This is a genomic window from Halosimplex amylolyticum (assembly GCF_051414035.1).
Lineage (GTDB): Archaea > Halobacteriota > Halobacteria > Halobacteriales > Haloarculaceae > Halosimplex > Halosimplex amylolyticum.
Genome location: NZ_JBLKNW010000006.1, coordinates 98,095 through 115,167 on the forward strand (window position 1 = coordinate 98,095; position 17,073 = coordinate 115,167).

Sequence of the window (17,073 nt, forward strand, 5' to 3'; positions counted from 1 at the left end):
GCTGGAGCGCGAGTCGACCGTCGAATTCCCGCCGTCAGCACCCGTAACCTTTGAACGGCTTCACTCCAAGTAGTAGAGACATGAGCGACTCATCTCGCGCACAGCGGATCCACGAACTCGACGTGACGGTCTGGGTCGGCAAGAACGGCCTCGACCCCGTCGAAGACGAACTGAACGACCAGTTACAGGACAGCGACTTCGTCAAGGCGAAGTTCCTCCGGGCGGCCCGGGGCGGAACCACGACCGAGGAGCTCGCGGCCGACCTGGCCGAGCGGGTCAACGCAGAGGTGGTCCGCAGCCGGGGTCACACCGCGGTGTTCGAGCGATGACCAGGGGTACATCCGGCGTCGGGCCGATCACGCCGCTCCAGCAACAACCGGTCGAGGGCGACACACCGGGTCCGATCGCAGACTTCCTGATGGAGGTCGTCGGCCTCGACGCGCCGCTGGCGGGCGCCGTCGGCTCCGCCATCACCTTCGTCGTCGCGTTCGTCGCCATCTACCTGCTCGGCCGTCTCTTCCTCATGCCGCTGGTCGACCGCCTGTTGAGCGCGCGCGACCTCGACATGCACGCCCGCCGGCCCCTGCAGAAGCTCGCTGGTATTCTCATCGTCTTCGTCGCTATCGGCGCCGCCTTCGCCTTCGCCGGCTACGGCAACATCCTCACCGCCCTGGCGACCATCGGCGCGGCCGCCACGCTCGCCATCGGGTTCGCCATGCAGGACGTGCTCAAGAACTTCGTCGCCGGCGTGTTCATCTTCACCGACAGACCGTTCCGCATCGGCGACTGGATCGAGTGGGGCGACCACGCGGGCGTCGTCGAGGACATCAGCCTCCGCGTCACTCGCGTCCGCACCTTCGACAACGAACTGCTGACCGTCCCGAACTCGAATCTCACCGAGGACGTCATCAAGAACCCCGTCGCGAACGACGAACTCCGACTGAAGTTCGTCTTCGGCATCGGCTACGAGGACGACATCGACGAGGCCACCGAGATCATCCTCGACGAGGCCGACGCGCACGAGGGCATCATGAGCGACCCCGAGCCCTCGGTCCGGCTCACCGAACTCGCCGACTCATACGTCGGCCTCCAGTCGCGTTTCTGGATCGACAACCCCAGTCGGTCGGACTTCGTCCGCATCCAGGGCGAGTACGTCACCGCCGTCAAGGACCGCTTCGACGACGCCGGCATCAACATCCCCTACCCCCAGCGGGACCTGCACGGCGGCATCGAGCTCTCGAACGTCGAGGGCGTCGCCGAACCGGCGGCGGGCGACGACTGAGAAACCACTTTTTACGGACGGGGGTTTCCTCGGTCGCCTGCGGCGACCTGCGGGAACCCCCGTCCGCAAAAACTTGGGGAAAAACTACCTTCTCGTTCGGTCGCTTCGCTCCCTCACGAGAAGTGAATCGGCTCGCTCCGCTCGCCGAATGCTCTCCGGCAACACCTGCAGCCCTGCCCTTCCCCGGGTCGCACGGCCGCCGCTTCGCGGCGACACGTGCTCCCGGCCACCGCGACCGCGACTCCGACGCCGCGATCAGCGCCGCATCTCTGCCGCTTACTCTCCGCTTTCACCCGCCATTTCGGCCGCTTCCGCCGGATACGCGTCCGCCAACAGCCCCCGAACCGCGTTCGTGAAGAACTCGGGGTTGTCGAGGTTCGACGCGTGTCCGCCACCCGGGATCACGCGGACGGTCGCGTCCGGAATTTCAGCGCCGAGTCTAGCGGCCTGTGTCCGAACAAATCCCGCCTCGTTCTCGCCGTACATGACGAGCGTCGGGACCGAGATAGCCGTGAGGTCAACCGCGGATCGGTGGAAGAACGCCAGGGCGCGGATAACCTTCGCAAACTCGTCGGTTTCCATGCTCGGCCCAGTCTCCCGGAGTTTCTCGACGTTTCCGTAGTCGCCGCTAAACTCCTCGCCGGCGATACGCTCTTGCACCCAGACCATCACCTTCTCGACGCGCTCGTAGCCGAATATCCGCGCCGGCGGGATCGTGGCCCGGGGGATCACCGACCGCTGAAGCCACTCGAGGGGGGAGAGCAGTTCTGGCGTGAACGTATCCGAGAGGACCAGCCCCGCCAACCGGTCAGGGTGGCGGGCCGCGTAGACCTGTGCGATGCAGCCGCCAGTCGAGAACCCGCAGACCACGGGTTTCTCCAAGTCGAGCGCGTCGATCAAGGCCGCAAGGTCGTCGGCAAACAACTCGATCGAGTAGCGACCGACGGCGGAACCGCCGGTCCGGCCGTGGCCCCGGACGTCGTAAGTTATCACCGAGTACTCGTCGCTCAAGACGTCGACCTGGGCGTCCCACTGGGTGCGGTCGAGAATCGCCGCGTGGACGAACACGACCGGTGGCCCCTCTCCGCGGCGCTCGTAGTACGTCTCGATGTCGTTGGTTCGGACGGTGGGCATGCCGGCGAGTAGGCGCTCCGGGGGGATAAGGTCGTCAGCGGTCGCGGTGCGGAGTGGTGCGGGGCGGTGTGGGGCGGAGCGAAGCCGTCGCAGTTCAGCGCGGTCGCGGTGCAGCGCGGTCGCGGTGCAGCGCGGTCGCGGTGCAGCGCGGTCGCGGTGCAGCGCGGTCGCGGTGGCCGGGAGGCCGTCTCGTCGGCCGCCCCGGGGAAGGGCAGGCCTGCCGCGAGCATCCGAAGCGCAGCGCCGGTTCACCGCTCGCGCGGAGCGCGAGCGGCCTTTTTCACCCATGTTTTTGCTGGAGAGGTACCCGCAGCGAGCGAAGCGAGCGAGGATACCTCTCCGGGAAAAAGATGGTGGCAGTATGAATGGTCGGACGCCCGGGGTTGCCCGGTCGTTCGGACGCGGGGAATCCCGCTTGCCTCCTCCACCCCGCGACCCTGCGAGCGACGGGTGTCCGAGGGTCCGCTGCTCGCTTCCGCGCCTGACGGAGTACCCTCGATCAACCACGGCCGCGCGTCCCTGCAGACGCGAAGCCGTGGACCGCCGTCCCCGCAGGACGAGGCTTCCACGTTGGCTCGCGGGGCCCACGCCCGTCTGTCCGGACGCACCCGGGATTCGGCCCCCGCTGAAGGCCATACCGCGGGTGACGAGCAGGGCCTAGCTGCCCGGCCTAGTCCACTCTGAGGTACCGCCGTCCCCCATAAGGGCCTTTCGGGTCTCCGCCGTCAGGCGGTCCACCGATCCCGGCGCGCGAACAGCGCTCGTCACCGGCTCAGAGAAGTCCGAGGGTCCGCGACCACCAGAGGCTCGCCGTCGGGATCACCAGCGCGACGGCCGCGCTCGCCCACCGGTGGTAGGTGATGATCGCTGGCGCGTCCATGTCGAAGACCACCTGCTGGGGGACCGTCGCGGCCCACAGCGCCGTCACGACGAACGTGAACCCACCGAGCGCGATCCCGACTCCCGCGGCGAGCGGCGGGTCGGTCCGCTCGTCGCGACCCGCGGCGAGCACGATCGCCGTCACGAGCGCGAATATCCCGCCGACGAGCGGGTTCAGCACGCCCTCGCCGTAGTAGGTCCCGACGGCGGACGCCGGGGCGGTTCGCACCAGCCCGTACGGGACGGCGAGCGACACGAGCACGAGAACGCATCCGACGACGCCGACCAGCGGCGCGAGCCGCGTCTGCTTCATGGCGGTGTCTGCGGACGCTGCAGTTTTAACGACGGTGGTTTCCGGTCCGACGCCGGAGACGAACCGGCCGTGAGACCCGACTGCCGAGTCGAAAAGCCGACAACGCGGGACGCCGAAGCCGGGGACATGCCATTCGGCGACACCGCCAAGAAGATCAGCCGCGTCGCGGACATCGCGGAGAAACTCTACGAACGACTGAACCAGGTCATCGAGCAGGTCCAGGACGTGCGCGAGCGAGTCGAGAGCACGAGCGACCAGATCGAATCGATCGACCGCGAACTCGCCGAACAGCGCGTGATCGTCGAAGCAATGGCCGAGCAACAGGACATCGACGTCGACGCGCTCGTCGCCGAGCGACTGCCCGATCCCGAGGCCGAGGCCCCGGACGAGGGCGACGCCGACGAGGCAGGCGACGTCGGCGACGGCGAGGACAACGCCACCGCCGACGAGGGAAGCCCCGCCGCAGACGACGAGGGCAGCGCTACCGGCGACGGCGAAGGGGACGTTTCGGCGGACGCTGTCGCGGACAGCGCCGAAGACGCCGGCGACAGCGGCACCGGTGCCTGAAGCGCGAGCGAGCAGGAGAAACGAGACGCGAACGGACACGCGGTGTCGTTCTCACGTCGTGGCCGCGACCGGCGGCCGCCGCAGCGCCCCAGGTCAGCCGAGCAGTCGCTGGTGTTCGACCTTGAGACACCGGTCCTGGACGAAGTTCCTGCCGGCGTCCTCGACGCGCTCGCCCGCCTCGTCGTCCGTGATCCCGAGCTGGAGCCAGACGGTCGCCGCGTCGTCGCGGGCGAGCGCCTCGTCGACGATGTCGGGAACCTCGTCGCTCGGTCTGAACACGTCGACGATGTCGATCGACTCCTCGACGTCCGCCAGCGAGTCGTACGGCTCGCGGCCGAAGATCTCGTCGGCGTAGGGGTTGACCGGGATCACGTCGTAGCCCTGTTCGCGCATGTACGCGGGAATGTCGTGCGCGGCTTTGCCCGGCGTGCTCGACAGGCCGACGACGGCGATGGTGTCGGCGTCGAGGATCTCGTGGAGTCGGTCGTCGGAGTCGACTGGCATAGCCGCACGTTGGAGCGAGGCGATCAAAAGACTGCCGACGCCGTCAGCCGTCGAGCCGATCGACCGTCGCGTCCGGGACGGTCGTCGACAGCGTTCCGTCGGCCTCCACGGTGACGGCGTGGTCGAACAGCTGCCGGAGGGTGTTGAGCGTCTCCTCCTCGTGAGCCGTCGACTCGATGATGTGCAGGCCAAGCGCGTCGGCGTTCTCGATGCGACTCGTGAACACGTGCATGAACCGGAACACCGTCTGGACGTCCGAGTACATCAACAGGGTCGAGAGCGAGTCGACCAGCACGCGGACGTTCTCGATGCCGCGCTCGGTCCGGAACTCCTCGACGAACTCGGAGAACTTGATCCCGATCCCCGTCATGTCCTCGGGCGATGAGGCGTACTTCACGATGTCCGTGTCGCGCGCGCTCCGGCCCTGGTGTTTGGTGACGCAGTCGACGATCCCGATGTCGACGGATTCGGGGTCGGACACGAGCGCCTCGTAGTCGTTGAGGATGCGGCTCGCGCTGTCGCGGGTGGTGACGACGATGACGGCCTCTCCCTGTTCGGAGCCGTGGGCGAGGATCTCCAGCGCCATGCGACGCTTCCCGGAGAGCGGCGGGCCGGAAACCAGAAGGTTCGAGCCGGGCGCCAGCGTCGCGTTCCCGAACGTTGTTCCAAGGTCGTACATTCCTTCGAAGGTCACCACCGTTCCACGCCGAACCGCCGCGGGTCCGCGCGATATATATCGATTAGTTCCGGCGGTTGTTAAAATCTTTTTTATAATCCGGCCGCAGGGAGACGGATCTGCTTACACCGAGATAACGAGCGTCCCCCGCCCGATCACGAACGAGAGGATCGCCAGAAACATACCGTACTTGAGGTGTTCCTGCCCGTCGCCGGGGTCGGCGAACGCCTCGTACCCGGCGAAGAGCATGAGCGCGACCGCCGGCGCGACGACGACGAGGTAGGCGACGCCGAGCATGTCCAGCAGGTACGGGAGTGGACTCGCCGCGGCGGCGACGACCAGGAGCCCCAGGGCGACTCCCAGCGCGCGCTGATCGCCGACGACGACAGGAAGCGTGCGTAGCCCCTCCTCACGGTCGCCCGCTACGTCCTCGACGTCCTTGATGATCTCGCGGGCGAGCGTCGAGACGGCCGCGAGGAGCGCGAGTACGACCGTCGGCGGGACGTTCTCGACGGTCGCTCCGCCGAAGAGGAACGTGCTGCCACCGAGGTAGGCGACCAGCGCGTTGCCGGCACCGGGCGTCCCCTTGAAGAACTCCGTGTACGCTAGCAGCAGGAGCAGGTTGACGGCGGCGATGGCGAGCGCCAGCGTCGGCAGGGCCAGCGCACAGACGGTGGCCAGCGCGAACAGGACGACGCTGACGGCGAGCGCGCCGCGGGCGGAGACCCTGCCGCTCGGGATCGGGCGGCCGGGGTCGTTGATACGGTCGATCTCGCGGTCGAAGTAGTCGTTGATGGTGTTACCGGCGGCGACGGCGAAGACCGTCGCGGCGACGGCGGCCGCGACGGCCGGGAGTTGGTCCGCCGACGCGCTCGCGACGAACGCGCCGATGGCCGTCAGCGCGCCCGAGGCGATCGCGTTGCCCGGGCGCGTCAGTTCCAGAACCCCCTTCGCCCGTTCCATGTCCCACCCGTTCGCCGACGGCATCATAAATGGCGCGGGACGGCGCCGCGACGGATCGGGACGTTTAAACACGAACGCTCGTGTAGGAAAGAGTGCAGGGCGCTTAGCTCAGTTTGGACAGAGTGCTTGGCTTCGGACCAAGCTGTCGCGGGTTCAAATCCTGCAGCGCCCATTCCTTTGCAGCCCGACTCGGATACAATTCTGTTCATCCGGTAGCGGCGCTGTTATTCCCGGAATCAGCCGATACTGGCGTATCGGAATCGACCCCTGAGACTGACACAAGGTCGGGACAAACTGCGGCCCACCGCCGTCCTGCGATTCTCCGACGCAAAGCCCCGTCTCCGACGGGAGGGGTGGAGGCATGAGCCAGGCCGTCAGCCAGGGGGAGGAAGTCCCCGAGACGGCCGTGCGGAACCGGTCGCAGTACGCCGATACCCTACACCGGGTAGACCCCGATTCTGACGACCCCGAGCCGGCGTGCGTCGAAGCGGAGTACCGAGAAGATGCCGAGTTCACGGACGTTCCCGTTGCGGCGTATCCCCACTACAGCCTGTGCGGGAACCCGGAGTGTTTCGGGAGTGAGTGGTGGTGAGGTACCAGTCGTCCCTCTTCGAGTACGAAGAGGATCTGTCGGCGCTGTCGGACGCTCAGCGGGAAGTGTACGAAGCGGTCGAGCAGGACGGCTACGGGATGCGGGAGTACGCCCGCAAGACCGGCCGATCGCCCGGCACTGTCGGGAACCTGTTACGCCGCGCTCGCCGGCGTCTCGATGGAGGTGAGGCGGCGTGAGCGAGTTCGTCCGTGCCTCTCGCCTCTATGACGTGGAGGCAGGCGAGCGCGTCCGCTGGGACTGGAGCGGTCAGCAACCGGTCGCAGAAAGCGAGGCGCGGGTCCAGCGCGCCGTCGCTGAATCCAGTTACGAGGGGTGAGCGCAGGTGCGCACCGTCCGACTCGCCCCACACGAGTTCAACGCAAACCTGTTGTTTAACGATAACGGCCTCGCACCGTTCTTCGGGTTGGACAGCGCGGTCAAGCAAGCCGGCGGCTCCCGTCGCGAGGAGTTCCACGCCGACGGTGAGCGGTGGGTTGCCCGGCTGTCCTACCAAGAGAGCAACATCGTCCACCCCGGCAGTCAGACACCGCAGGGGACGGACTTCCGCATCGAGACCATTCGCGAGTACCGCATCAAGGTGATGCGCCATCCGTCGCAGGACTCCGCCGGACAGCAGGATTTCACGGCTCACGTAGCACCGCGCTGGCCTGGGATGAAAGGTGAGAAAGGCGATGGGACGCGCGTAGAGATTCCCGTCCCCGACGGGTTCGGTGAGGGGATTAACGTCCGGGTGAAGGGCTCGAACATCGCGTTCGAGCGGTACCCGAAGTTGCTCCGCCGCGCCGCCGGCGTGCTCGGTATCGCGGCGCGGTACTTCGAGGACCCACATCCCTACTCGAACATTCAGGACGCCGAGCGGTACGCACGTGTCCACAAGGACGCGAGCGGCCCGGTCCACGCTCGCGATGGGCCGCTGGCGGCGATGGGTCATCTTCTCGAAAGCGACCGTTCAGGCTACCGCAAAGTCGTCCAAAACGACGACGATGAGCGCGGCCGGAACCTGCCCGGTTACTACCACACTGCGACGCTCGACGCGAGTCGAGTGCGCGAGGGGTTCCCCGACCACGCTTTGCCGAAAGAGGTGAAGCACTACTACGCTCGTGAAGCGGCGTCGATGCCGGACGATCACCCGCTGTCCCATCCGAAGGTCGGTGCGTCGCTCCAGGCGTCGCTGCTGGAGAACGACGAGACGGTCCGCTGGCGAGATCTCGACCGACTGCAGCGAGAGCTCGATCAGACCGTGTTGTCGGTGCTGGCCGACGCCGGTCTGGACGTCGCCCCGAGCGATGGGCATGGGCCGTTCGTCGCCGATGCGTACTTCGAGCCGGCTGTCGACCAGAGTGGTCCCGAACCCATCGGGCTGGACCTAACTCGGGTCGAACAGTCCCAGGAGAGCGTTGTGGTTCGTCACCTCGCAGACGGCCTCTCGCCCGTGCAGTGGGAGGCGATGGAGACGCTGGTGACAGACGGCGGCCAAGTGGAACCAGCGGATATCGCGGACACTCACGGCCGGCACGTTGAATCTGTCCGGCGGGCGCTCCGGGAGATGGACGATCTCGTTGAGCGCGAGTATGCGTCGGTGTCGTTGCGCTCGGAGTACGTCGCCGAGATGGTTCACGCCGCTGTCGACGAGGCGCGCGACAGCCTGGAACGGGCCGCGGAGACGACGGCGAAGGCGATGGAAGCCGCCGAGCGTGGGCTGAACGAGACGATGAGTGCGTTCATCGCCTGGGCTGCCCGCCACGGTGTCGACGTTGATGATGCCCGCGAAGCCCGGATGACGCTCCGGTTCGAGGGCACGGTCGCGAGCAACGTGGGCGAGTCGATTCGAGAGGGGTTCCGTGTCTGGAAGGACGCGGGGATGCCCGAGCAGCGATACCGAGAGGCGCAAGTCCGGTTTGGTGACGGCTCGATCAGCGACGCCTGGCGGTTCCTGAATACCGGGTAGCAGCCCGCCCGAGTAGAGGCATCACTGTCCGTCACCCCTGTTTTCCGGGTACTATCCAACTGGATTTGTGCTATCCAGCTGTTTTTCCGCAACCTCGGTTGTACTCGATGGAGACCGCGAGCGCCAGCTGGGCGTCGCCGCCGCGACGGAATCCAACCCGGGGGGTTTGGTTCCGTCTTAGGGGTGTGGCTAAGGCCACTTCATTAAAACACAAACCTCGGCTAAAATCCGCACAGAACTCTCGAATGACAACTCAATTAATAGATGTAGATCTATACTGGAATCTCTATATAGTCACTAATAATACCTTTTGCATTCGCTGCCAAGTCCAGAATTTCTCCTTCGGTAGAGCTTATATCACGCGCTTCAAGCCAGCTGTCAATAGATCTGTTCATAAGGTTTCCTGCTTCCACGACAGCGAAAGGGTTTCTAGCAGGGCCTCTGAATTCAGGGATTCTGTGATAATTGTGTAGCGGATTATAACACTTTGTGAGGTTTTGTTGTTCTAAAGCGTACCACACACCGTGAACGGTGGCACTGTGCAACGAGAATCTTAGATTATACACATCTTCACAATCTGCTTCTTGTGCCATTGTGCGAGTGTCAGTATTCCAACTACCCACATCTACTGGGAGAAGAAATGTATATCTTTGCTCCTCAAGCGCTCGTTCCAATTTATCCATTTTCTCCTCTATTTGGCCGGCATCTCCTTGATAATTTGTTAGAAAATCTGATGCATGCTCTAAGAATAACTTCTGCTGCCCAAGCCCATACTCGATAAAATCTTGATAATCTTCTTTTTCACCTTGTTTATTGAACCATTCCAGCGTGATATATGTGTCAGACATACATCGCAATATCGTGCCACCAATATCCATTGACCAGGCGTTTGGTGTAGTCGCAAGTTTGGTTGAGAAATTAACTTGCCTCATCAATAGGGCATCTAAGACAGAATCTTTTCCGCTGAATTCTGGGTCTGGATCGGCTTTCCACCATGTATCCAGTAATATTCTTCGAAGGTTCTCATCATACTCTATGCCAAGCGAAATCAAATTATCAGTGATTTCGTCAAGCGGATTCTGTTCAATTGTATCCTCTGACTCTTTTCCTTCGAATTGCTGAGGAAAGATACAGTCAGTAATTTCAAATCCTCTTTTCCAGAATCGCTTGGCCCAATCACTCTGACCATCTTCTCTAAAACCCCGAGTAGATTTCGTCGCGGCCCTAACTGTCGCTGCCACTTTTTTAGACTGTTCTGTCTCTGGATAATGCATCAGGTCATTAATATCCTCAAGCGCTGTACCTGGTGGGATCTTTAGATTTCCTGTCGCCATTAACGAAAATAGATAGGTGGCTTGAGCAAGGGTCGCCTTTCGTGATCTCCGATTTGATAGTTCATCAACTAAAATCTGGAGATTTTCTAAATACTCATCAGTGTGGTTCTCCTGATTATTGATTAGACCTGCTTGGGGGAACGAAGGGTATAGATCAACAAAGGGCCCCAATGCATTATCTAAGTCTGATGCTATGTCATCATCTAGATTCTCTCTCAATTCCCGAAAATCAGAATCAGTGAGCCCATCAAAATCACATGAATAAACATAATCAGAACCATTGAATAATTCTTGAGCCTCTTGAGCGCAGGTTTTAGTTATTTCAACTGCCCTTCGAGGATCATTATTTTCGAATAATAAACCAATCCAAATAATTTCCGGTACTACTTCGTACTGCCAATTTACTGGCTCTAACTGATCGCCCAGAGTATCTAAGAAGGGCGGGACAAATTTCGTTCTGTCTCGTTGGTGATCGCTAAGTACTCCGTTATTATCTCCCATCGAGATGGAGGTGGGTTACAGAATAGATAAATCTTGACATGACATTCCTGATCAGAGGAGTAAAGGCCTTTACCTATTATTCAGTCACATAATTCAGAAGAATAAAAATCTATTATCATAGTATCAACCATCTTCGTCTGGAAAAACCAACTTCCGCGAAAGGATACGAATGAGATGACTAATAGAGTAATAGCGATCACAACGGATTCAACAGGGTCTAAAATAAATTCTACTCCCAAGACATAATTTAGATAAACCACATAAAAGTGAAGAAAGGCACCTAATCCCGAGATCACGTATATACTTCGATGAAAAAGGGACAATATCGTGAAACGGTTTAACCGACCGACGTTGTTATTAAGTAGGTGAGATTGCGTCAAATTGTATAACTTGAAATCATCATGTCGCTGATCAATCTCTCCCACTTTCTCAGCATCTCCATCATCAAAATAAACTAAAGCGCCTTCTAAGAATCGCTTTCTTAGAGTTCTTTCATCGTCACTCCTTGCCTTATTCATTCTTCGACTAAACTCATGAATAGCTGGAAGATAGTCATCAGAGAGGATGCACCTACGAAGGAGTTCGTCACACTTTCGTGAAATACCTTCTTGCATCACTCGACCAAAAGCATATCCTAAAACTAATACGACAAATCCTCCGACGACACCCATTTCCATGATGAAATCTTTCATCAGATAGAATTGGGGTGTTGGAAGAAGAGAAAGCCCAATCACCATCAAGAACACTCCCGGAATCACGTTTACAATCGAATCCCATATCGTGAATTCAGAGTATCTCATAGATTGAAGAGATGGGTCATCCCATTTAAAGTGATTACTTCGAGCTGTTCATTTCAATACCCGCACGTGATTTCTAACTCGAAGAATTGTCCGCTGCAATATGAGCACATCTGACCGAATTCTATATTTATTTCAGATCTTCTGTAGAAGCAAACATGTCGGAGGAATAGCCATATCTTGCTATAAACCAACCTCAGAACGAAACCTGCTTTCAGTAGGCTAACAACCGTATTCACAATCATCGGGTTGCAATTACAAAGAGGTACACAATTAGAAGATCTCGCTTATCTCGATTTTCGCCTGTCTGCTATCTCGATGATCTCCGCCGCCATGCCAATGTAGCCGTGGTAGTCGCGATGAGTGACGCATCTCCCATTTTAATACTTGCACACCCCGTCCGCGGATCCGGTACGGTGCGAAGACATACCATCCATTCTCCTTTCGTAGCTGTCCGTGAAATTCTTCGTATATCTTGAAGTTCCCCGGCTGTCCGTCCGCGTGTCGGTGCATTGCAGCCTTGATTTCGACAGGTGCCCCATCTGGCCGAAGTGCATCGTGCCAGCTACATCGTCTGAGCTCGAGGCAGTACCGCTCGGTGGCCTGGCGCTCAACGAGCGTTCCGTAGTGGTTGGCGCGGTGACTCGGCATCTTTCACGCGCTCCTCGCGCTCGTCGCGCGTCTTATATATAAACCGGGCCGCCCCCTGGCTGCGCCCGGCCCATCGGTCGCTCTCGCTCCCGCAGGGACGAGAGCGCGCTGTGGGCCAGTACATACGGGGGGTGTGTATCCGTATCCACCTATCCATCCCCGCGCAGTCATGCGATTACCTCTTCGACGCTGGTAATCGTATCTCGGTGTAGGTTCTCCTCGGTGTGTTCCTTCCAGCGAGATTGTACCCATCCGTGGCTATACGGAACGTATTGCGCGGTTTCACGGTTGCTCATCCCCTCTTCTTTGCACCTGACGACTGTCCAGATAGCTGTCCGCCGAACAGCCTCATCAGGCTCTAACTCGTCGGAGTCATCGATACGCGACCACGACCAATCAGAGGCTTCGTCGGTGTTGTATCGCCAGTCCGTCGGTGGGACGCCCTCGATCTCGAATTGGATATCCGCGAGCTGCGCACTCTTGATGCTATCTGCGACGATTGCACGCTTCGGCGATTCCTTCTTGATGATGGTGCCGACGCGCCAGAGGAGCGGGTGGATAGACTTCGGACCGTGGGCGATGTAGATGAGCGCGCCGCCGTACTTCCGAATCTTGTACACCAGCGGGGCCATTTTCTGTGCCGTCTCGTAGCCCTGCTTCCCGCGGCCACTGGCGGCGCTGCTGAACTCGTCGCCCAGGAAGGTCTTCGGACGCTGCTCGTTGTGCAGGGGGTCACCGTCCTGTTCGACCCACTCGGTGAGCGTCCCGTAGTTCGGGATATAGCCGTCCTGAGCGGCGCCGTCGCTGTCTATCCACGGGTCCTTCTCGTGGAGGCTCTGGATGTTCGTGCCGACGATGTGGTCGCCATCGACGAGCTGGTCGCGACGTTGTGCGAGCAGGCATGCGAAGTCAGTTTTCCCCGCGCCCATCTCCCCGAGGATGACGATGACCGGCGCAGGGCCGCCCACGAGATCGTCGATTTTCCCGATGGCTTTCATCCCGGAGATATCGGCCTGCTGGCCTTGGTCGCCGGTCTGGAGTTTGAGCGTCTGCATGTCCCCCTCTTTGATTGCTTTCCGGCCGGCGTCGGTTGCCTCGACGCCGGTGATATCGCGCCATTCAGTGAGGTCTTTCGCCTGCCCGGGCATCTTCCCCGGCCGGTCGGCTTCCTGGGGGTCGTAGTGCATCCGCATCACCGACAGGTACCGCGATAGCCGCGGGTCCTGCACGGTTCCGGTGTGGGGGTCGGCCACCGGGTCTCTGTGCCCATGCCCATGCAGGTGCTCGCCGTACTGTGCTGGCGTGTAGACGTCGTTGTCGTCAGTCATCGCTCACCACATCCTCGCGCTTCCTGGCGTCGTCCACTCGGTCCTGAAGGTTCCGCTCGCCGCCGGTGTAGTCGCCGATGCTCGGCATCTCGTCAGCGTCGAGACTCGGGATATCCTCGTCGTCCCCGGCCATGTCCTCGAACACCTCTTGGCCGGCGGTCCGGTCGAGAGTAACGCCGCGCTCGCGGGCTTCGGCGAAGTCGTTCACCGTCTCTTTTTCGTACTGGACGACCCCGCGGGACCACTTCGCGCGGGTGTCTGCGAGCTTTTCAATCTGGTCGAGCATCCACCCGTGCATGTCCACCATCATTGATTTCGATGTGTAGAGTTGCGTATCCTCTAATCCCGACAGCCAGACACCTTTCACCCGGAGTTCGTCGATATCATCGAGATACTCGTACTCCCGGACGGCCCAGGCGCTCCCGCCATTGATGGGGTACGGGTCGGGGCCGTCGACGGTCTTGTTCCGCCACGTCTGCGGCGGGACGTAGTGCTTCTCGGCGTCTTTCTCGCTGTCGTCGCCGGCGTTGACGTGATGGACTTCGACCCAGTTGCGCCGGCGGAGCCACCGAGCGATAGCGACGCCGCCGAGATAGCACGGGATGCCGAGCACGAGCCACGCGACGATCGTCGCGCCGACCCACACCGGCGGCTGCGGAATCGACGGCTCGTAGTAGATGAACAGCGCGATGCCGCCCAGGACCATGCCGGTGACGAGGTACTTGAACTGTGCGAGCAGGTAGACCACGTGGTCCCATCGAGAGTTGAACGTCGGCGCGGGTCCGTCGGCCATCAGGCCACCTCCGGACGGCCGCGCTCGCCGCGCAGTTCGTTCCACCCGGCGATGACCATCCACGTGAAGGCGACGACCACGCCGATGATGAGCGCCTGGAGCGGTTCGAGTTCGCGGATAACGTCGAGGCCGCCGCCGCCCTCCTTGACGATGACGCCGTATAGTGGTGTGTTCTCCGTGGCGATGACGACGGCCGCGCGGCCGTTGACCTCAGTCACCGGTATCTGCACGGTAGAGGTCTCGCCGGCGCCGAACGATTCGACGCGAGTGTCACCCTTGCCGCCGCCAGTCGAGAGGAATCCGCCGTCAGAGAACACGATGTTCTGCACGGTCTCCGAGCGGATGGTCACGCGAGCGACACCCTTTTTCGGGAGGTACTCGCTGGCGACGATCTCCGTCGCCGAGTCGATCCGCGTCGCGTTCCCATCCGAGTCGGGCGCCGGTGGTTCGGTCGGGACGGGCGTCTGCGTCGCGGTCGCGTTGTCGCCGAGCGAGATGTTCGGCACGGTGATGTTGCGGTCGGCGGTCGCGTTGGTGAGCCAATCGCGCGCCCGGTCGGCCTGCTCGCCGCCGCGGTCGGCGCCCTCGGACTGGAGCCAGTCGGCGACGGTTTGCACGTCGTCGAGCGTCGCGTTCCGGGGGTCGGTCTCCAGCGCGTCGCCTAGATCCTCGCCGGGGGTCGCCGTCGGCGTGGTCGTCGCGGTCGCGGTGGCGTTCGGCGTCGCGGTCGCGGTGGCGTTCGGCGTCGCGGTACTGTTCGCCGTGGGCTGTGGGCTGGCGACGACGCCGCCGGTCGCGACGGTCGCGAGCGCCAGCACTGACAGCACTGTGAGCACGAAAAAGCGCATGGGTGGTTACCTCCGGCCGCCGCCGTTCCCGACGAGGATGAGCGCCGCGGCCCCTGCGACCACGACGAGCGCGGCCGTCCCGCTGCCGCCGCCGAGCAGGCCACCGCCGCCGCCAGCCCCGCCGTTCAGGTTGTCCTCTCGGGCCTCGATTTCTTCCCGGAGGAGAGATAGCTCTTGGTAGAGCGCCTTCATATCGTCGGCAGACGTGGTTTCATACGTCTTCTCGACGATAGTGAAGTTCGTCCGGGATTTGCCATCCACCGTCTGAATCTCGGAGAGCGTGAAGTTCTGTGTCAACTCCCGCGTCTGCGAGTCGGTGGTGATCCACTGAGTCCCGTTGATGTTCGCCGGGTTGTAGGTCTGATTAACGGCGAACTCCCCGGTCGGTGGGTTCTCCGCCGACTGAACGATGCCCTGGAGTTGCGTACCGTCCCCCAGGGTGATGTTCATGTAGCCGGTCTGGTCGAGGTCGGTCGGCTGGTTGGTCCCGAGCATCGACAGCGTTGAAGCTGCCCATCCCTGATACTCGTCTCCAGGGGAGAACTCGTTTTGCAGGGTGAACGGGTCTATCAGGTCGGAATTGTTGATTTCGCCCGCCTGATACTGGTCGTAAGTCTGGTTGACGACCGTATCCATCTGGGCGATCGCACTGGTGGTCTGGGAGTCGATTTCAGTTAGTTGAGCCGCGTAGCGGTCAAAGTTTGCATACGGAAGCATTTCGTGGTTATCCGTCGGAGGCAGGAACTCGACTCCGTGGAGATCAAGATCGTCGCCAGTGTCGGACGTGCCGTCGCCGAAGCTGACGGTTCCGGTGCTGACGCCCACAGAAGCGGTGTGGGTCTGCGACCACGTATTGTCCGGGTTGTAGACGTAGTACTCTACTTCAATGGTTGCTACAGTGGCGCTAGAGCCGTTTTGAAGCTGGTACGACGTTGAACCGAACCCAGTGATGTTGACGTTGTTGACGTTCGAGTTGGTGTAGGTCGTGTTGAACCCGAAGACGTCCTCTTGAGAGACGCCAGTCGTGGAGTTCGCCAACTCGTGTAGATACTGAAGCTGGTAGACTTTAGCATTCCACTCAGCGATGTGATTAGTTTCAATCGCCGAGTAGTATTCCGAGATGTTCGCATTGGCTTCGGCTTTTGCAGTAGACTCGGAGCCGAGAGCGTTCAGCGAGCGGATGTAGGCCGCTTTCCCTTTGATGAGCGAGACCGTCTCCGTGTCCTGAAGACGGTTCTCCAGCATCGTCAGGTGATTCTCGCCAGCATCGGCCTGTGCCGCACCGGACTGGTAGATCTCCAACTTCGTTTCGTTCGCGTCGATGCCGGTCGTGTTGACCGTCTGCGAGTCGGGGGTAGCGCCACAGTCAACGATGTTGACCGCGGGGTTGACCGCCTCGCTCATGCTCTCCATCGTGTCACACGTAAGGTCTCGGTCTCCGCCGGTCGAACCCAGCCGGTTCTTGTTGTCCCAGTTGACCTTGCTCCACTGGCTCCCCGGCCCGATGTTCGGGTCCGCGGGAGCGCCTTCGATCCGCATGGTGATGGTCTCGTAAGCACCCGCGTTTTCGAAGACAACAGTCTTCACAGAGCCGTCCTGGACGGATGCGGTGGTCATCTCCTCGCGATAGAGCGTGACCGGGGTTCCACCGGGTCCATCCTCCGCGACGACTTCCACGGTGAACGTCGCGGCCCCCCAGTCGGTCGTATCGAAGCCGATGAATCGCACGTCAGCAGTATCCATCGTCCGTTCGTAGGTGTCGGACTGCGCGCCGACGAGTCCCGTCGCGAACGGCGCCGCGACCGACGAGACGAGCAGCAGCGCGACGAGCGCGACCGGCCCGATGCGCGAGCGGTCGCCCCTCATAGCGCCGTCACCCAGACGAACGCGACGGTTGCGGCGACGGTCGCCAGCGCCGACGCCGCCAGAAGTCGGTTCACCA

19 protein-coding genes, 1 tRNA gene and 1 other RNA gene are annotated in these 17,073 nt (G+C 61.5%); 8 read left to right on the top strand and 13 right to left on the bottom strand.

Translation table 11 applies throughout. The features are described 5' to 3' along the window. Nucleotides 1-80: 80 nt before the first annotated feature. Nucleotides 81-329: a YhbY family RNA-binding protein gene (locus tag ACMGFE_RS20225; protein WP_436927086.1), complete on the top strand. Its 249-nt coding sequence runs from the start codon at nt 81-83 to the stop codon at nt 327-329. A gap of 89 nt (nt 330-418) precedes the next feature. Then, on the top strand, nt 419-1,282 hold the full coding sequence (locus tag ACMGFE_RS20230) for a mechanosensitive ion channel family protein (protein WP_436927267.1): 864 nt from the start codon (nt 419-421) through the stop codon (nt 1,280-1,282). Nucleotides 1,283-1,558: 276 nt separating this feature from the next. On the opposite strand, the gene ACMGFE_RS20235 is transcribed toward ACMGFE_RS20230, so the two are convergent. From ACMGFE_RS20235 to ACMGFE_RS20245, 3 genes are all read right to left on the bottom strand, one after another. Further along, nucleotides 1,559-2,416: an alpha/beta fold hydrolase gene (locus ACMGFE_RS20235; RefSeq protein WP_436927268.1), complete on the bottom strand. Its 858-nt coding sequence runs from the start codon at nt 2,414-2,416 to the stop codon at nt 1,559-1,561. A gap of 367 nt (nt 2,417-2,783) precedes the next feature. Further along, an RNA gene (ffs, locus tag ACMGFE_RS20240) (signal recognition particle sRNA) lies at nt 2,784-3,097 on the bottom strand. Nucleotides 3,098-3,188: 91 nt separating this feature from the next. After that, complete coding sequence (locus ACMGFE_RS20245; RefSeq protein WP_436927087.1) at nt 3,189-3,608, bottom strand: DUF7548 family protein; 420 nt, start codon at nt 3,606-3,608, stop codon at nt 3,189-3,191. Nucleotides 3,609-3,734: 126 nt separating this feature from the next. Between ACMGFE_RS20245 and ACMGFE_RS20250 the strand changes: the two genes are divergently transcribed. Beyond that, entirely contained in the window at nt 3,735-4,175 is a 441-nt protein-coding gene (locus tag ACMGFE_RS20250; RefSeq protein WP_436927088.1) for a DUF5798 family protein, read from the top strand. Nucleotides 4,176-4,268: 93 nt separating this feature from the next. Here the strand turns inward: ACMGFE_RS20250 and ACMGFE_RS20255 are convergent, their stop codons facing one another. From ACMGFE_RS20255 to ACMGFE_RS20265, 3 genes are all read right to left on the bottom strand, one after another. Continuing rightward, nucleotides 4,269-4,679, bottom strand: a complete 411-nt coding sequence (locus ACMGFE_RS20255; RefSeq protein WP_436927089.1) for a CoA-binding protein — start codon at nt 4,677-4,679, stop codon at nt 4,269-4,271. A 43-nt stretch (nt 4,680-4,722) separates the two neighbouring features. Then, complete coding sequence (locus ACMGFE_RS20260; protein WP_436927269.1) at nt 4,723-5,358, bottom strand: RAD55 family ATPase; 636 nt, start codon at nt 5,356-5,358, stop codon at nt 4,723-4,725. A gap of 120 nt (nt 5,359-5,478) precedes the next feature. After that, the gene (locus tag ACMGFE_RS20265; protein WP_436927090.1) at nt 5,479-6,318 is read right to left on the bottom strand and encodes a geranylgeranylglycerol-phosphate geranylgeranyltransferase; all 840 of its coding nucleotides are present in this window, start codon (nt 6,316-6,318) and stop codon (nt 5,479-5,481) included. 97 nt (nt 6,319-6,415) lie between these two features. Here ACMGFE_RS20265 and ACMGFE_RS20270 point away from each other — a divergent pair. From ACMGFE_RS20270 to ACMGFE_RS20290, 5 genes are all read left to right on the top strand, one after another. Further along, a tRNA-Arg gene (locus tag ACMGFE_RS20270) sits at nt 6,416-6,490 on the top strand. Between the two features lie 189 nt (nt 6,491-6,679). After that, nucleotides 6,680-6,910, top strand: a complete 231-nt coding sequence (locus ACMGFE_RS20275) for a hypothetical protein (RefSeq protein WP_436927091.1) — start codon at nt 6,680-6,682, stop codon at nt 6,908-6,910. Beyond that, the gene (locus ACMGFE_RS20280) at nt 6,907-7,107 is read left to right on the top strand and encodes a sigma factor-like helix-turn-helix DNA-binding protein (RefSeq protein WP_436927092.1); all 201 of its coding nucleotides are present in this window, start codon (nt 6,907-6,909) and stop codon (nt 7,105-7,107) included. Before ACMGFE_RS20275 ends, ACMGFE_RS20280 begins: the two co-directional genes overlap by 4 nt. Continuing rightward, entirely contained in the window at nt 7,104-7,247 is a 144-nt protein-coding gene (locus ACMGFE_RS20285) for a hypothetical protein (protein WP_436927093.1), read from the top strand. Before ACMGFE_RS20280 ends, ACMGFE_RS20285 begins: the two co-directional genes overlap by 4 nt. A 6-nt stretch (nt 7,248-7,253) precedes the next feature. Then, a complete protein-coding gene (locus ACMGFE_RS20290; RefSeq protein ID WP_436927094.1) occupies nt 7,254-8,879 on the top strand; it encodes a DUF7845 domain-containing protein in 1,626 nt (541 codons plus the stop codon). Between the two features lie 272 nt (nt 8,880-9,151). Here ACMGFE_RS20290 and ACMGFE_RS20295 read toward each other — a convergent pair whose 3' ends face one another. The 7 genes from ACMGFE_RS20295 to ACMGFE_RS20320 all read right to left on the bottom strand — a co-directional run bounded on the left by ACMGFE_RS20295 (nt 9,152) and on the right by ACMGFE_RS20320 (nt 16,997). Then, nucleotides 9,152-10,714, bottom strand: a complete 1,563-nt coding sequence (locus ACMGFE_RS20295; RefSeq protein WP_436927095.1) for a DUF5677 domain-containing protein — start codon at nt 10,712-10,714, stop codon at nt 9,152-9,154. Nucleotides 10,715-10,794: 80 nt separating this feature from the next. Continuing rightward, on the bottom strand, nt 10,795-11,514 hold the full coding sequence (locus tag ACMGFE_RS20300) for a hypothetical protein (protein ID WP_436927096.1): 720 nt from the start codon (nt 11,512-11,514) through the stop codon (nt 10,795-10,797). A 270-nt stretch (nt 11,515-11,784) separates the two neighbouring features. After that, the gene (locus tag ACMGFE_RS26065; RefSeq protein ID WP_495849304.1) at nt 11,785-12,162 is read right to left on the bottom strand and encodes a PD-(D/E)XK family putative nuclease; all 378 of its coding nucleotides are present in this window, start codon (nt 12,160-12,162) and stop codon (nt 11,785-11,787) included. A gap of 167 nt (nt 12,163-12,329) precedes the next feature. After that, nucleotides 12,330-13,490, bottom strand: coding sequence for a hypothetical protein (locus ACMGFE_RS20305; protein ID WP_436927098.1), 1,161 nt, complete (start codon nt 13,488-13,490; stop codon nt 12,330-12,332). Next, nucleotides 13,483-14,283 carry a DUF2062 domain-containing protein gene (locus ACMGFE_RS20310; protein WP_436927099.1) on the bottom strand — a complete coding sequence of 267 codons (801 nt, stop codon included), beginning with the start codon at nt 14,281-14,283 and terminating at the stop codon, nt 13,483-13,485. Before ACMGFE_RS20310 ends, ACMGFE_RS20305 begins: the two co-directional genes overlap by 8 nt. After that, nucleotides 14,283-15,131 carry a DUF8063 family protein gene (locus tag ACMGFE_RS20315; protein WP_436927101.1) on the bottom strand — a complete coding sequence of 283 codons (849 nt, stop codon included), beginning with the start codon at nt 15,129-15,131 and terminating at the stop codon, nt 14,283-14,285. Before ACMGFE_RS20315 ends, ACMGFE_RS20310 begins: the two co-directional genes overlap by 1 nt. A 6-nt stretch (nt 15,132-15,137) precedes the next feature. Continuing rightward, nucleotides 15,138-16,997: an Env/VP5 family phage fusion protein gene (locus ACMGFE_RS20320; protein ID WP_436927102.1), complete on the bottom strand. Its 1,860-nt coding sequence runs from the start codon at nt 16,995-16,997 to the stop codon at nt 15,138-15,140. Nucleotides 16,998-17,073: the final 76 nt, after the last annotated feature.

What these genes read in the sequence shown, in the direction of transcription:
- ACMGFE_RS20245 (WP_436927087.1), bottom strand. Translation starts at nt 3,608, where the DNA reads ATGAAGCAGACGCGGCTCGCGCCGCTGGTCGGCGTCGTCGGATGCGTT.
- ACMGFE_RS20265 (WP_436927090.1), bottom strand. Translation starts at nt 6,318, where the DNA reads ATGGAACGGGCGAAGGGGGTTCTGGAACTGACGCGCCCGGGCAACGCG.
- ACMGFE_RS20255 (WP_436927089.1), bottom strand. Translation starts at nt 4,679, where the DNA reads ATGCCAGTCGACTCCGACGACCGACTCCACGAGATCCTCGACGCCGAC.
- ACMGFE_RS20225 (WP_436927086.1), top strand. Translation starts at nt 81, where the DNA reads ATGAGCGACTCATCTCGCGCACAGCGGATCCACGAACTCGACGTGACG.
- ACMGFE_RS20300 (WP_436927096.1), bottom strand. Translation starts at nt 11,514, where the DNA reads ATGAGATACTCTGAATTCACGATATGGGATTCGATTGTAAACGTGATT.
- ACMGFE_RS20295 (WP_436927095.1), bottom strand. Translation starts at nt 10,714, where the DNA reads ATGGGAGATAATAACGGAGTACTTAGCGATCACCAACGAGACAGAACG.
- ACMGFE_RS26065 (WP_495849304.1), bottom strand. Translation starts at nt 12,162, where the DNA reads ATGCCGAGTCACCGCGCCAACCACTACGGAACGCTCGTTGAGCGCCAG.
- ACMGFE_RS20235 (WP_436927268.1), bottom strand. Translation starts at nt 2,416, where the DNA reads ATGCCCACCGTCCGAACCAACGACATCGAGACGTACTACGAGCGCCGC.
- ACMGFE_RS20310 (WP_436927099.1), bottom strand. Translation starts at nt 14,283, where the DNA reads ATGGCCGACGGACCCGCGCCGACGTTCAACTCTCGATGGGACCACGTG.
- ACMGFE_RS20315 (WP_436927101.1), bottom strand. Translation starts at nt 15,131, where the DNA reads ATGCGCTTTTTCGTGCTCACAGTGCTGTCAGTGCTGGCGCTCGCGACC.
- ACMGFE_RS20230 (WP_436927267.1), top strand. Translation starts at nt 419, where the DNA reads ATGGAGGTCGTCGGCCTCGACGCGCCGCTGGCGGGCGCCGTCGGCTCC.
- ACMGFE_RS20320 (WP_436927102.1), bottom strand. Translation starts at nt 16,997, where the DNA reads ATGAGGGGCGACCGCTCGCGCATCGGGCCGGTCGCGCTCGTCGCGCTG.
- ACMGFE_RS20250 (WP_436927088.1), top strand. Translation starts at nt 3,735, where the DNA reads ATGCCATTCGGCGACACCGCCAAGAAGATCAGCCGCGTCGCGGACATC.
- ACMGFE_RS20305 (WP_436927098.1), bottom strand. Translation starts at nt 13,490, where the DNA reads ATGACTGACGACAACGACGTCTACACGCCAGCACAGTACGGCGAGCAC.
- ACMGFE_RS20275 (WP_436927091.1), top strand. Translation starts at nt 6,680, where the DNA reads ATGAGCCAGGCCGTCAGCCAGGGGGAGGAAGTCCCCGAGACGGCCGTG.
- ACMGFE_RS20260 (WP_436927269.1), bottom strand. Translation starts at nt 5,358, where the DNA reads ATGTACGACCTTGGAACAACGTTCGGGAACGCGACGCTGGCGCCCGGC.